Below are 12,447 nucleotides of genomic sequence, written 5' to 3'. Positions count from 1 at the left end.
CTCTTCCTCGCGAAACGCCGAACGCAGTATTGCGCTCTGCGTGTTGGAGAAGCAGGGTTCTGCGTGTTGGAGAAACAGGAACGTCGTACCCCCTCGGTACCGTGGGAGGTATGGCACTGACGTTGGAAGAACGACAGAGTTTCCTCGCACAACCACATATCGGGGCGCTGGCCGTGAACAACCGGCCGGGACGCGCACCCCTGACCGTGCCCATCTGGTACCAGTACTCGCCCGGCGGTGAGCTGTGGGTGCTGACGGGACCCGAGTCGCAGAAGATGCGGCTGCTGAAGGAATCCGGGCGCTTCAGCCTCATGGTCGAAGTCCTCGAACCGACCGTCCGCTACGTGACTGTCGAGGGTCCTATCACCAGGGTCACCCCGATGACCGATGAGCAGCACCACGAAATGGCCGCCCGCTATCTGCCCGCCGACAAGGTCGACGGCTACCTGAAGTACGCCGACTCCATCGGCCCGCAGTCCGCGGTCTTCATGAGCCCGGAACACTGGCTATCGGCCGATATGGGCTCGTTCTGATCGGTCCGGGCTGACCCGTTCCCGGAAACGACGAAGGCCCGCGTCCCAAAAGGGAAGCGGGCCTTCGTTTTACGACTTGTCAGTCGCGGAGGGGGGAATTACTTCGCCCGCTCCAGGACCTCGACCAGACGCCAGCGCTTGGTGGCGGACAGCGGACGGGTCTCCATCAGCTGCACGAGGTCGCCGACATTGGCGCTCTCGTTCTCGTCGTGGGCCTTGACCTTCGAGGTGGTGCGGATGATCTTGCCGTAAAGCTTGTGCTTCACGCGATTCTCCAGCTCGACCACGATGGTCTTGGTCATCTTGTCGGAGACAACGTAGCCCTTGCGGATCTTGCGCTGGCCCCGCTCCTCAACCTTTGCCGGCGTCTTGGCCGGGCCTTTTGCGTCACTCATGCCGCATCTCCCTTGCCTTCAGGACCGGTGGCCAGCCCGAGCTCACGCTCACGCATAACCGTGTAGAGGCGCGCGATCTCGTGGCGGACCACACGCAGACGACGGTTGTTCTGCAACTGGCCCGTCGCCATCTGGAAGCGCAGGTTGAACAGCTCTTCCTTGCCTTCACGCAGTTTCGCGACGAGCTCGTCCTCAGTCAGCTCGCGCAGCTCTGCAGCCGGAGTTCCGGTAGCCATCAGAACTGCTCCTCTCGCGTCACGATCCTGCACTTCATGGGGAGCTTGTGCATCGCGCGGCGCAGGGCCTCACGAGCGGTCTCCTCATTCGGGTAAGACATCTCGAACATGATCCGTCCCGGCTTCACGTTCGCGATCCACCACTCCGGAGAACCCTTACCGGAACCCATGCGGGTTTCGGCCGGCTTCTTCGTGAGCGGGCGATCGGGGTAGATGTTGATCCAGATCTTGCCGCCACGCTTGATGTGGCGGGTCATCGCGATACGCGCCGACTCGATCTGGCGGTTGGTCACGTAGGCCGGCTCCAGAGCCTGGATGCCGAACTCACCGAAGGTAACCGCCGTGCCGCCCTTGGACATGCCCGAACGGCCCGGGTGATGCTGCTTACGGTGCTTGACCTTGCGAGGCATCAACATAGGTCAGCCCTCCTGGGTCGTCTCTGCCGGAGCCTCTGCGACCGCAGTCGCGGCACGCCCGGCCTCAGTACTGGTGGCAGTGGTGCCCTGGGCACCCGAGCGACGCGGGCGGCTGGGCCGCTCACGACGCGGACGATCACGGTCGCCGGCCGGCGCGGCGGTCGCAGTGACCTCACGCTTGCCACCGACGATGTCGCCCTTGTAGATCCACACCTTCACGCCGATACGGCCGAAGGTGGTGCGGGCCTCGTACAGGCCGTAGTCGATGTCCGCACGAAGGGTGTGCAGGGGCACACGGCCTTCGCGGTAGAACTCCGAGCGCGACATTTCGGCGCCACCGAGGCGGCCCGAGCACTGCACGCGGATGCCCTTGACGTTCGGCGAACGCATGGCCGACTGAATGGCCTTACGCATCGCACGACGGAACGCCACACGGTTCGACAGCTGCTCGGCAACACCCTGAGCAACGAGCTGCGCATCCGATTCGGGGTTCTTGACCTCGAGGATGTTCAGCTGCACCTGCTTGCCGGTGAGCTTCTCCAGCTCGGCACGGATACGGTCGGCCTCGGCGCCGCGGCGGCCGATGACGATGCCCGGACGCGCGGTGTGGATATCCACACGCACACGGTCACGGGTGCGCTCGATCTCGACCTTCGAGATGCCGGCCCGCTCCATGCCGGTGGCGAGGAGCTTGCGGATCTTGACGTCTTCGCCGACGTATTCCTTGTACTGCTTATCGGCGTACCAACGCGACTTCCAGTCGGTCGTGATACCGAGGCGGAAGCCATGGGGATTAATTTTCTGTCCCATTTACTTTGCCCCTCCCTTCCGGCGGTTGCGAGGGGCAGTGCTGAGCTCAGGCACGCTCTCGACCTCGATGGTGATGTGGCTGGTGCGCTTGCGAATCCGGAACGCACGGCCCTGGGCCCGCGGCTGGAAACGCTTCATGGTCGCGCCCTCGTCGACGAATGCCGTCGAGATGACCAGGGTGGCCGGGTTCAGACCGAGGTTGTTCTCGGCGTTGGCCGCGGCCGAAGCCACCACCTTGGCGACCGGCTCGCTGGCAGCCTGCGGGGCGAACCGCAGAATGTTCAGCGCGTCCTCGACTCGCTTGCCGCGGACCAGGTCCACAACACGACGAGCCTTCATCGGCGTCACGCGCACGTGCTTGGCAGTGGCGCGCGCAGTCTGGTTCTGAGTTTCAGTGCTCATCGCCGCTTGCTCTTCCGATCGTCCTTGACGTGGCTCTTGAACGTCCTGGTCGGCGCGAACTCACCGAGCTTGTGCCCGACCATGTTGTCCGAGACGAAGACCGGAACGTGCTTGCGGCCGTCGTGCACCGAGAACGTGTGCCCGATGAAATCGGGAATGATGGTCGAACGACGCGACCAGGTCTTGATGACCTGCTTCGTGCCCTTCTCGTTCTGAACGTCCACCTTCTTGAGGAGGTGATCGTCTACGAACGGGCCCTTCTTGAGGCTGCGTGGCATCTTTAACCTCCTCCTTAACGCTTCTTGCCGCGGCGGCGGACGATGAGCTTGTCGCTGGGACGGTTGGGCTTGCGGGTGCGGCCTTCCGGCTTACCCCACGGCGAGACCGGGTGGCGACCACCGGAGGTCTTACCTTCACCACCACCGTGCGGGTGGTCGACCGGGTTCATGACGACACCACGGACGGTCGGGCGAACGCCCTTCCACCGCATACGGCCGGCCTTGCCCCAGTTGATGTTCGACTGCTCGGCATTGCCGACCTCGCCGATGGTGGCGCGGCAGCGCACATCGACGCGGCGGATTTCACCGGAGGGCATACGCAGGACGGCGTAGGCGCCTTCCTTACCCAGCAGCTGAATGCTCATACCGGCGGAACGAGCCAGCTTGGCGCCGCCACCCGGACGCAGCTCCACCGCGTGAATGGTGGTACCGGTCGGGATGTTGCGCATCGGCAGGTTGTTGCCCGGCTTGATGTCGGCGCCCGCGCCGGACTCGATCTTCGTGCCCTGGGCAATGCCCTTGGGCGCGATGATGTAGCGCTTCTCGCCGTCCGCGAAGTGCAGGAGGGCGATATTGGCGGTGCGGTTGGGGTCGTACTCGATGTGAGCGACCTTGGCCGGCACGCCGTCCTTGTCCATCCGACGGAAGTCGATCAGACGGTAGGCACGCTTGTGACCGCCACCCTTGTGACGAGTGGTGATGCGGCCCTGAGCGTTACGGCCACCGGTCTTGGTGAGCGGACGCAGCAGCGACTTCTCGGGGGTGGAGCGGGTGATCTCGGCGAAATCCGAGACCGAGGCGCCACGACGACCCGGGGTAGTCGGCTTGTATTTACGAATTGCCATGAGTTCTTCTCTACTTTCTGGATTCCCAGGCGCTTACGCGACCGGGCCTCCGAAGATCTCGATGGGCTTGCTGTCGGCCGAGAGGGTCACGAGCGCGCGCTTGGTGTTCTTGCGCTTTCCGTAACCGGCCTTGGTCCGCTTGCGCTTGCCCTGACGGTTAGCAGTGTTGACGCTGGTCACCGTGACGCCGAAGACCTTCTCGACGGCGATCTTGATCTGCGTCTTGTTGGAGTCCGGGTGCACGATGAAGGTGTAGGTACCCTCTTCGATCAGTCCGTAGGACTTCTCGGAGATGACCGGCGCCAGCAGAATGTCGCGGGGGTCGGCGATCGTGGTCACTTGCTCTCCTCCTGTGCAGCTTCGGCGGGGCCGTGCACGAAGGCATTGAGCGCCTCGACGGAGAAGATGACCTCATCGGCCTTCAGCACGTCGTAGGTGTTCAGCTGATCGGGAGCGATCGGGTGCACGTTCTCCAGGTTCGCAACGCTCTTCCACGTGGCGATGTCCTCGCGACCGACGACGACCAGGAGCTGCTTGCGGCTCGAAAGCTCGGCAAGGAAGGTCTTGGCGATCTTGGTCGACGGGGTCTGACCCGGGACCAGTTCGGTGATCACGTGGATGCGCTCGTTGCGGGCCCGGTCGGAGAGAGCGCCACGCAGTGCGGCGACCTTCATCTTCTTGGGCAGGCGCTGGGTGTAATCGCGCGGCTGCGGGCCGTGGACGGTGCCACCGCCGACGAACTGCGGTGCACGGGTCGAGCCCTGACGGGCGCGGCCGGTGCCCTTCTGCCGGTACGGCTTACGACCACCACCGCGGACTTCACCGCGGGTCTTGGTCGAGTGCGTGCCCTGGCGAGCCGCGGCCTGCTGGGCCACGACAACCTGGTGCATCAGCGCGATATTGGCGGTCACGTCGAAGATCTCCGCGGGGAGCTCGACGGTGCCCTCGGTCTTGCCGCCAGCGGCCTTGACCGGGAGCGTCAGGTTGGTCTTGGTCTCGGTGCTCATGCCCGGGCACCACCCTTCACTGCACTCTTGACGATCACGACGTGGCCGCGACGGCCCGGGATCGCACCCTTGATCAGCAGCAGACCGTTCTCGGCATCCACCTTGTGGACCGTGAGGTTCTGCGTGGTGACGCGGTCGTTACCCATCCGGCCGGACATGCGCATGCCCTTGAACACGCGGCCCGGGGTGGAGCAACCACCGATGGAACCCGGCCGGCGGTGCACAGCCTGCGCACCGTGGGAGGCGCCCTGGCCCTTGAAGCCGTGACGCTTCATGGTGCCGGCGAAGCCCTTGCCCTTGGAGGTGCCCGTCACGTCGACGAAGCTGCCTTCGGCGAAGGCCTCCGCGCCGATTTCCTGGCCGACCTCGAAGGAGGCGACGTCAGCGACGCGGATCTCCGTGATGTGGCGGCGAGGGGTGACACCGGCCTTGGAGAACTGGCCGGAAACCGGCTTGTTCACCTTGCGCGGGTCGATGGCGCCGTAGGCGATCTGGATGGCGGCGTAGCCATCACGCTCGGCGGTGCGGATCTGGGTCACGACGTTCGGACCGGCCTTGACGACGGTCACCGGAACAACGCGGTTCTTCTCGTCGAAGACCTGGGTCATACCGAGCTTGGTTCCCAGGATGCCGGCAGCCGGCCTGCTCTTGTTGTCAGTCATATCTGGAATCCCCGTCACTGAATGTTGACGTCGACACTGGCCGGAAGATCGATGCGCATAAGCGCGTCGACCGTCTTCGGCGTGGGGTCGAGGATGTCAATCAGCCGCTTGTGAGTACGCATCTCGAAGTGCTCGCGCGAGTCTTTGTACTTGTGCGGCGAACGGATGACGCAGTACACGTTCTTTTCGGTGGGCAACGGCACCGGGCCAACGACACGAGCGCCCGTGCGGGTCACCGTCTCGACGATCTTGCGCGCAGACGCGTCGATCGCCTCATGGTCGTAGGCCTTGAGCCTGATGCGGATCTTCTGTCCCGCCACGCTGAGTGTCCTTTTCTCCGCTTAACGTTTGTGCCCCAAGAGCTTTCGCTCTCGAAGCACCCTCATTTGCACAGTCCGAACACACGAAGACGCATCAGCCACCACACGACCGGGGCCACGTGTGGGCCCGATCCATCGCCGCTGTTCATCTGTCATGGTTCTTCCGGTCCACGCGGTCGGGCGTGTCGCCCATCCGCTCATTCTTCGGCCCTGGAATCGAATCCCACTTGGCCGGAAGAACCTTTGTCCCGGACGCACCGCCGCCGTAATCAGCGGGGTGCAAGAGTGTCCTTCTCACCCGCCACCACCTGCGTCTATTCCGAAGAAAGACACAACCCGGTCCGGGCAACCTGAATAGTATGCACCAGGGCTATGGGTGACTTCAAATCGCCCCCTCCCCCACGGCATATCGCGATGGGCCTGGTCACACCCTGTCGCCGCAGTGATGCGCCCGCCCTCCTTCGATCAGGGCAGTTCTTCGACGATCAGGAACTGCAGGCCCTTGACGAGGGCCGGGTCGACCAGTCCGATGCCGACCCTGCCCCCGCGCTGCGCGGCCTGTCTTCCGCAGAACTTACTTCTGAGTAAGATACGGCTCATGACGAAAGAGACCGCCACCTACCGCGGCTGGAAGAAACTGCCGGACAATCGGCTCGGCCACACCCTGTTCTCCCTCGGCATGGTCGCGCGCGTCCCCTACTTCGGCACCGTGCTGCCGAACGTCGTGCGGCTCGAGCCCGGCCTGTGCGAGGTGACCGCACCCAAGTGGTTCGGTATCCACAATCACCTGGGCACCTTCCATGCCATCGCCGCCTGCAACCTCGCCGAGGTGGCCATGGGCATGCTGTCCGAAGCCACCGTTCCCGGCACCCACCGCTGGATCCCCAAGGCCATGAACGTCCAGTACCTGGCGAAGGCCAACTCCGGCCTGCGCGCCGTGGCCGAACTGCCCGAGCTGCCGGACTTCTCGGCCATCACCGAGGGCCGGAACCTCATCGTCCCCGTCGCCATCTACGACAAGTCCGGCGTCGAGGTGGTCCACGCCGACATCACCACCTGGATCACCCCCAAATAGCACCCGGCCCCCGCCATCCGGGGAGGAAGGTGGCGGGGGCGGGGTGGGGCTGTTTGAATGCGGGTATGAGTGAGGTCGGCGGGGCTGCCGATGTTTGTGTGGTGGGGCTCGGGCCTACGGGGCGGGCGCTGGCGCATCGGGCTGCGGTGGCGGGGTTGCGGGTGGTTGCGGTGGATCCGCGGCCGGAGCGGCTGTGGGGACCCACGTATTCGTGCTGGATCGACGAGTTGCCGGAGTGGTTGCCGCACAGCGTGATTGCGAGCCGGATCGAAGCGCCGGTGGTGTGGACGCAGAGCGAGCATCGGATCGCGCGGCCGTACTGCGTGCTGTCGAAGCAGGGGTTGCGGGATGCGCTGCCACTGGACGATGCCACGGTGATCACCGGGCGGGCGCGGGTGGTCGAGGCGCATCGGGTGGAATTGGCCGACGGCACCGAGGTGCGGGCCGCGACGGTCTTCGACACCCGGGGGCAGGCGTCGCCGGGACAGCGCCGGACCGCCAGTGCGCACGGCATTTTCGTGGACGAGGATGTCGCCGCGCCCATGGTCACTCCGGGCGAGGGCTTGCTGCTGGACTGGCGCAGCGAGAACGGTGCGGGTCCGGACGAGCCGCCGTCGTTTCTCTACGCGGTGCCGCTGGGCGACGGGACGGTCATCTTCGAGGAGACCAGCCTGGGGCTGCGGGGCGGTATGCCGCAGCACGAGCTACGCCGCCGGACCCTGAATCGGCTTGCGGCGCACGGCATTCGACTACGCGGTGACGAACCGAGCGAGGCCGCGCACTACCCCCTCGACGATATGCCGCCGAAAACCGGTCGCGGACAGGTGATTCCGTTCGGTTCGCGCGGCGGGCAGATGCACCCCATCACCGGCTACTGCGTCGCCGATTCGCTCTCACAGGTCGATATCGCGCTCGCCGCCCTGCAGCGCGGCGACGATCCGGTCGAAGCGCTGTGGCCGTGGCAGGCGCGACTGGTGTACTGGATGCGGATGCGCGGCGTCTACGGACTGGGCCGGCTGACCACACCGCAGTCGATCTCCATGTTCGAGGCGTTCTTCACCGGTTCCCCGCGGCAGCAGCGCGCACTGCTCTCCGCGCACGACGATTTCGCCGCGCTCGGTGCGGGATTGTTCCTGACGGTGGCCCGCACCTGGCCGTTCCACTGGCGCTACGACCTGGTCGGCTGGACGCACCGAAACCGCTGGGTGGGTTGGGATTACGGCCGGCCGGGGCCGCGGAACTCCGCGGCGGCGCCCGAGGGCACCGCCACGTCGTGAGAGCGGCGGGTCAGACCCAGTTCTCGATCCAGTACTTCCAGATCACCGACCCGTACCCCGCCAGCGGCGGCACCCTGATATCGGTCCCGGCGAGCGCGTCCGCGGTGCGCCGGGAGTCGAACCGGCAGCCGATCTCGCTGTGCGCGATCACATCCATGGGCACCCCGACCTGCCGCAGCATCCATCCCATACCGGGTACCCGCAGCGTCATATCGAGGGTCTGCTTGGGCATGACCTCCATGAGATGCGGCGCCCCCGCCTCGTCGGCGAAGAGGTTGAACACGTCGGCCACACTCTGTTCCCGCGGATCCACCAGGTGGTAGGTGCTGCCCCCGCCGCCGGGCCGGTGCGCGATGTGGTCGAGCGCGCGTGCCACGAAATCGACCGGAACCATATTGGTATCGCCCAGTTTCGGCGAGACCACCGGCAGGATGCGCGGCAGTTGCGCGGCCATGCGCAGCAGCCGGAAGAAGTAGTAGGGCCCGTCGATCCGGTCGATTTCCCCGGTGCGCGAGTGCCCGATGACGATGGACGGCCGATAGATCCGCCACGGCACCCGGTCCTGGTCCCGCACGGCCTGTTCGGCCGCGAGCATGGCCCGCTGATAGGGCGCGGGCAGCGGCTGCCCGACGTCGAACATATCCTCGGTGAAGAGCCCGTCCCAGCCGCCCGCGACCCGCACCGTCGAAACATGGTGCAGCAGCCCGGCTTCCAGTTCCCCGGCCAGTTCGGCGACGCGCCGGGTGCCGCCGCCGGGCATCACGGAGTCCAGTCCGCCGGCCAGGTGGAACACATGCTCGATCGAACCCCGGTGCGCGGCAATCCAGCTCGGTTCGATGCCGATTCCGGGCGCGCTCAGGTCGCCGCGCACCGGCCGCACGCGGTCCCCGGCATCCCAGGCGCGCAGGCATCGGTTGAAACGCAGTATCGAGTCTTCGCCGGGGCGTACGAGCACATGAACGTCTTCGCCGCGTTCAAGAAGTTCGGGAATCAGAAACCGCCCGATGAACCCAGTTGCCCCGGTAACCAGGTAAGCCATGCGCACACCCTAGCGTGACGCACACCACACTCGGACTGCGGTACCGCATAACACCCAAAACTCGCATGCGGGACGCATTTTCGCGTCTGGCTACCATTCAGCAACAGCAACGGGGCGGTGCCCGGAGTACCGGATACCGCCCCGCCGAGGCAGTCGCTCAGGCGCCGGTTTCGGCCGCCTTGCGATAGCCGCGAATCGCCGGATAACCGAACACCACCACCATGCCGACCGCCCAGGCGACGGTCTTCAACAGCGGCACCGCGATCGGCCCGTCGAAGGACAACCCGCGCATGGCGTCGATGGCCGTACTCATGGGCTGGTTCTGGACGGTCATCTGCAACCACGTGGGGTACGCGAAGACCGGCACGAAACCGGAGTTGAAGAACATGAGCAGGCTGTTGATGACACCGATGACCTGCACCAGCAGGATGCCCTCGGTGATGGTCGCGAGCGCCGTCACCAGCACCGCGAAGCCGATGCCGAAAATGATCGGAATCCCCAGCATGGCAATGCCCGCGGCCGCGCCGTACCAGAATCGGAAGCCCAGGCAGACACCCACCGCGAGCACGATCAGCGAGGTGAGCAGCACGCGGATCGCCTCGGCCAGCAGGCGTCCGGTGAGTCCGGCGGCGCGATGTACGGGCATGGTCCAGAACCGGCCGAGCAGTCCGGTCGCCTTCTCGACCTTGAAGCCGAGCGCCGAGACCACCGAGCCCGCCATGGCCGCGACCAGCATGACCATCGGCACGGTGCCGTAGATGCTGGGCGCGCCGGTGGCCGAGGTGATCGAATCACCCAGCACCACACGGAACATGAGCAGGGTGGCCGCCGGATAGGCGATGGTCTGAATGGTGGTGGCGGGGTCGCGGGCCCAGCCGATCAGCAGTCGCTTGCACTGGATGAAGCTCTGCTCCAACCAGATCGACAGCGTCCGTTCGGACCGCTGCTCGACCCGCGGCAGCGGCTGATGCCCTGCCCACGAAGCCGTATCGCCCTCGGCAGAGGGGGCTTCCACAACAGAACTCATGACCGCCTCATACTCGCCCAGACCGCCGCCGGCAGGAAGATCACCGCGGCGCCGATCAGCCATACCATCGGCACCCAGAACACCTGCCAGGTCACCCCGTGCGCGGCCATATCCCGCAGCGCGAAGGAGAACTGGGAGATGGGCTGATTGCGCACGAACGGCCGAACCCACACCGGGAAGCCGGATTCCGGCACGAATCCGCAGGAGAGCATGCCGAAGATCAGCGTCGGCAGTGTCAGGGCCTGACTCAGCGATTCGGGATTCTTGGTCAGCGAGCCGAGCGCATCCGCGCCGACGGCCAGCACGGTGCCGACGGCCAGCGAGAACACGCAGAACAGCACCGTCTGTCCCCAACCGGCCACGAACCGGAAGCCGATCATATGACCCCAGCCGATGGCCGCGGTCAGCGAGACGATCGATCGCACCAGGCCGGCGCTCAGGCGCGAGACCAGCGGCACCATCTTGCCGACGGGCATGCTCTGCATCCGGGTGTTGAATCCGGTCATGGCCTCGAAGGCGGCCATCTGCGCATTCGACATCATGGTGACGGTCATGGTCTGCAGCACGATGATCGGCATGACGAACTGCGCGTAGTCGATGCCGCGGAACTGCATGACGTACTTGAGCGGCAGGTAGAAGCCGAGGGTGATGACCAGCGGGGTGACAGCCGCGAAGGCGAGTTCGCCCTTGGTGGCCATCACCCAGAGAATGCGGCCGGTGAGCGCCTGCCACTGCTGCAGGCTGTTCGGCTTGGCCTTGGGCAGACCGGCGAACAGATCGGCGCGGCCTACTTCGGCCGCGGCCGGCGCGCTCATTGGATGCCGCCCGAATGCCCGGTGAGGGAGAGGAACACATCGTCGAGCGAGGGCCGCCGCAGCCCGATGTCCGCGAGTTCGATTCCGGCGCCGTCGAGTCGGCGCAGTGCCTCGGCGAGTGTCGAGGCCCCGTCCGGCGCGGGGATCGAAAGCCGATCGCCACTGCCGATTTCGGAGCGCGTGGCCTGGGGAATCAGATCGCCCAGGGCGTCCGCGGCCGCGATCAGATGGGTCGGATCCAGCGGTACGACCTCGCAGTAGCTGCCGCCGGTCTTCTGCTTGAGCGCGTCCGCGGTGCCCTCGGCGATCACGGCGCCCTTGTCGATGACGATGATGTTGTCGCTGAGCACGTCGGCCTCTTCGAGGTACTGCGTGGTCAGCAGGACGGTGATGCCCTGGGTCTTGAGCGCGTTCACCAGATCCCATACGCCCTGGCGGCTGCGCGGGTCGAGCCCGGTGGTGGGTTCGTCGAGGAACACCACCTCCGGTCGCACCACGAGTCCGCAGGCGATGTCGACCCGGCGGCGCATACCGCCGGAGTAGTGCCGGACCGCGCGCCGGCCCGCGCCGGTGAGGTCGAATTCCTCGAGCAGGTCGTCGGCGCGCTGCCGGGCCGCCTTGCGGGGCAGTCCCATGAGCCGGCCGAACAGTTCGATGTTCTCGCGTCCGGAAAGATTTTCGTCAAGGGCGGCGTACTGACCGGTCATCATGATGGACCGGCGGACGGCCGCGGGATCCTTGCGCACATCGTGTCCGGCGACCCGGGCGGTGCCGGAGTCGGGACGCAGCAGGGTGGACAGGACCTTCACCGCGGTGGTCTTACCCGCGCCATTGGGGCCGAGGATGCCGAGCACCTGGCCGCGCACGGCGGTGAAGCTGATGCCCTGCAGCGCGTGCACCTCGCCGAACGACTTGCGGATGTCTTCGACATATACCGCCGGATCGCTCCCTGCGCTGCGCACTTCCGCTGTGTGCGAATCCGGTTTGTCCAAGCTCGGCATCAACTCTCCACTATCGGCTGGGCGGGCAATTCAGTTCGCCCCGGGCGGCGGGTCCCCACATCCCCTCGGGGATGATCCACTCCGTCGCGCGTGATGTTACCGGCGGTACGGATACGGGGTCGTTCCTTTGCCGAAGCAGTCATCCATCAAACGTGTCCTTGGTCACAAACTGACAGGTCTGCGAATAGCCGCTGATCCAGACCCAGACCAGACGGTCTGCTGATATTTCCGCACCTTGTCGGGCGTGCTCGCCGAACCATAGGCTGACAGGCGGGGAGACATTCATGGCCACGAGAGGGTAACCATGGC

19 protein-coding genes are annotated in these 12,447 nt (G+C 65.7%); 3 read left to right on the top strand and 16 right to left on the bottom strand.

Annotation, left to right across the window (positions count from 1 at the left end):
- Positions 1–110: 110 nt before the first annotated feature.
- The gene (locus ABZX86_RS16810) at positions 111–533 is read left to right on the top strand and encodes a pyridoxamine 5'-phosphate oxidase family protein (protein WP_355124336.1); all 423 of its coding nucleotides are present in this window, start codon (positions 111–113) and stop codon (positions 531–533) included.
- Positions 534–631: 98 nt separating this feature from the next.
- On the opposite strand, the gene rpsQ is transcribed toward ABZX86_RS16810, so the two are convergent.
- From rpsQ to ABZX86_RS16750, 12 genes are all read right to left on the bottom strand, one after another.
- Positions 632–928 (bottom strand): 30S ribosomal protein S17, encoded by a 297-nt coding sequence (gene rpsQ / locus ABZX86_RS16805; RefSeq protein ID WP_327143673.1) that lies wholly within the window; start codon positions 926–928, stop codon positions 632–634.
- Complete coding sequence (gene rpmC, locus ABZX86_RS16800; protein ID WP_327143672.1) at positions 925–1,164, bottom strand: 50S ribosomal protein L29; 240 nt, start codon at positions 1,162–1,164, stop codon at positions 925–927. Before rpmC ends, rpsQ begins: the two co-directional genes overlap by 4 nt.
- Positions 1,164–1,580 carry a 50S ribosomal protein L16 gene (rplP, locus tag ABZX86_RS16795; protein WP_327143671.1) on the bottom strand — a complete coding sequence of 139 codons (417 nt, stop codon included), beginning with the start codon at positions 1,578–1,580 and terminating at the stop codon, positions 1,164–1,166. Before rplP ends, rpmC begins: the two co-directional genes overlap by 1 nt.
- A gap of 3 nt (positions 1,581–1,583) precedes the next feature.
- Positions 1,584–2,390: a 30S ribosomal protein S3 gene (gene rpsC, locus ABZX86_RS16790; protein ID WP_297609504.1), complete on the bottom strand. Its 807-nt coding sequence runs from the start codon at positions 2,388–2,390 to the stop codon at positions 1,584–1,586.
- Positions 2,391–2,792: a 50S ribosomal protein L22 gene (gene rplV / locus ABZX86_RS16785; RefSeq protein ID WP_327143670.1), complete on the bottom strand. Its 402-nt coding sequence runs from the start codon at positions 2,790–2,792 to the stop codon at positions 2,391–2,393.
- Positions 2,789–3,070, bottom strand: coding sequence for a 30S ribosomal protein S19 (rpsS, locus tag ABZX86_RS16780; protein WP_327143669.1), 282 nt, complete (start codon positions 3,068–3,070; stop codon positions 2,789–2,791). Before rpsS ends, rplV begins: the two co-directional genes overlap by 4 nt.
- Before the next feature lie 14 nt (positions 3,071–3,084).
- On the bottom strand, positions 3,085–3,915 hold the full coding sequence (rplB, locus tag ABZX86_RS16775) for a 50S ribosomal protein L2 (RefSeq protein WP_327143668.1): 831 nt from the start codon (positions 3,913–3,915) through the stop codon (positions 3,085–3,087).
- A 33-nt stretch (positions 3,916–3,948) separates the two neighbouring features.
- On the bottom strand, positions 3,949–4,254 hold the full coding sequence (gene rplW, locus ABZX86_RS16770) for a 50S ribosomal protein L23 (protein ID WP_297609492.1): 306 nt from the start codon (positions 4,252–4,254) through the stop codon (positions 3,949–3,951).
- Positions 4,251–4,922, bottom strand: coding sequence for a 50S ribosomal protein L4 (gene rplD / locus ABZX86_RS16765; protein ID WP_327143667.1), 672 nt, complete (start codon positions 4,920–4,922; stop codon positions 4,251–4,253). Before rplD ends, rplW begins: the two co-directional genes overlap by 4 nt.
- Positions 4,919–5,584: a 50S ribosomal protein L3 gene (rplC, locus tag ABZX86_RS16760; RefSeq protein ID WP_297609487.1), complete on the bottom strand. Its 666-nt coding sequence runs from the start codon at positions 5,582–5,584 to the stop codon at positions 4,919–4,921. Before rplC ends, rplD begins: the two co-directional genes overlap by 4 nt.
- 14 nt (positions 5,585–5,598) lie before the next feature.
- Complete coding sequence (gene rpsJ / locus ABZX86_RS16755) at positions 5,599–5,904, bottom strand: 30S ribosomal protein S10 (RefSeq protein ID WP_003938093.1); 306 nt, start codon at positions 5,902–5,904, stop codon at positions 5,599–5,601.
- Positions 5,905–6,369: 465 nt separating this feature from the next.
- Positions 6,370–6,504, bottom strand: a complete 135-nt coding sequence (locus ABZX86_RS16750) for a hypothetical protein (protein ID WP_355124331.1) — start codon at positions 6,502–6,504, stop codon at positions 6,370–6,372.
- Between ABZX86_RS16750 and ABZX86_RS16745 the strand changes: the two genes are divergently transcribed.
- Complete coding sequence (locus tag ABZX86_RS16745) at positions 6,503–6,979, top strand: hotdog fold domain-containing protein (protein ID WP_355124329.1); 477 nt, start codon at positions 6,503–6,505, stop codon at positions 6,977–6,979. The genes ABZX86_RS16750 and ABZX86_RS16745 overlap by 2 nt on opposite strands.
- Positions 6,980–7,044: 65 nt before the next feature.
- Positions 7,045–8,256, top strand: coding sequence for a lycopene cyclase family protein (locus ABZX86_RS16740; RefSeq protein ID WP_355124327.1), 1,212 nt, complete (start codon positions 7,045–7,047; stop codon positions 8,254–8,256).
- A 10-nt stretch (positions 8,257–8,266) separates the two neighbouring features.
- On the opposite strand, the gene ABZX86_RS16735 is transcribed toward ABZX86_RS16740, so the two are convergent.
- The 4 genes from ABZX86_RS16735 to ABZX86_RS16720 form a co-directional block, all read right to left on the bottom strand.
- The gene (locus ABZX86_RS16735; RefSeq protein WP_355124325.1) at positions 8,267–9,295 is read right to left on the bottom strand and encodes an SDR family oxidoreductase; all 1,029 of its coding nucleotides are present in this window, start codon (positions 9,293–9,295) and stop codon (positions 8,267–8,269) included.
- A gap of 157 nt (positions 9,296–9,452) precedes the next feature.
- Positions 9,453–10,322: an ABC transporter permease gene (locus ABZX86_RS16730; RefSeq protein WP_355124323.1), complete on the bottom strand. Its 870-nt coding sequence runs from the start codon at positions 10,320–10,322 to the stop codon at positions 9,453–9,455.
- Complete coding sequence (locus tag ABZX86_RS16725) at positions 10,319–11,137, bottom strand: ABC transporter permease (protein WP_355124321.1); 819 nt, start codon at positions 11,135–11,137, stop codon at positions 10,319–10,321. The genes ABZX86_RS16730 and ABZX86_RS16725 overlap by 4 nt, the downstream gene beginning before the upstream one ends.
- Positions 11,134–12,138 (bottom strand): ATP-binding cassette domain-containing protein, encoded by a 1,005-nt coding sequence (locus tag ABZX86_RS16720; RefSeq protein WP_355124319.1) that lies wholly within the window; start codon positions 12,136–12,138, stop codon positions 11,134–11,136. The genes ABZX86_RS16725 and ABZX86_RS16720 overlap by 4 nt, the downstream gene beginning before the upstream one ends.
- Positions 12,139–12,447: the final 309 nt, after the last annotated feature.

Source organism: Nocardia sp. NPDC006630 (assembly GCF_040611495.1).
Lineage (GTDB): Bacteria > Actinomycetota > Actinomycetes > Mycobacteriales > Mycobacteriaceae > Nocardia.
The sequence above is the reverse complement of the archived record's forward strand: the minus strand, read 5'-3'. Positions and strand labels throughout refer to the sequence as shown.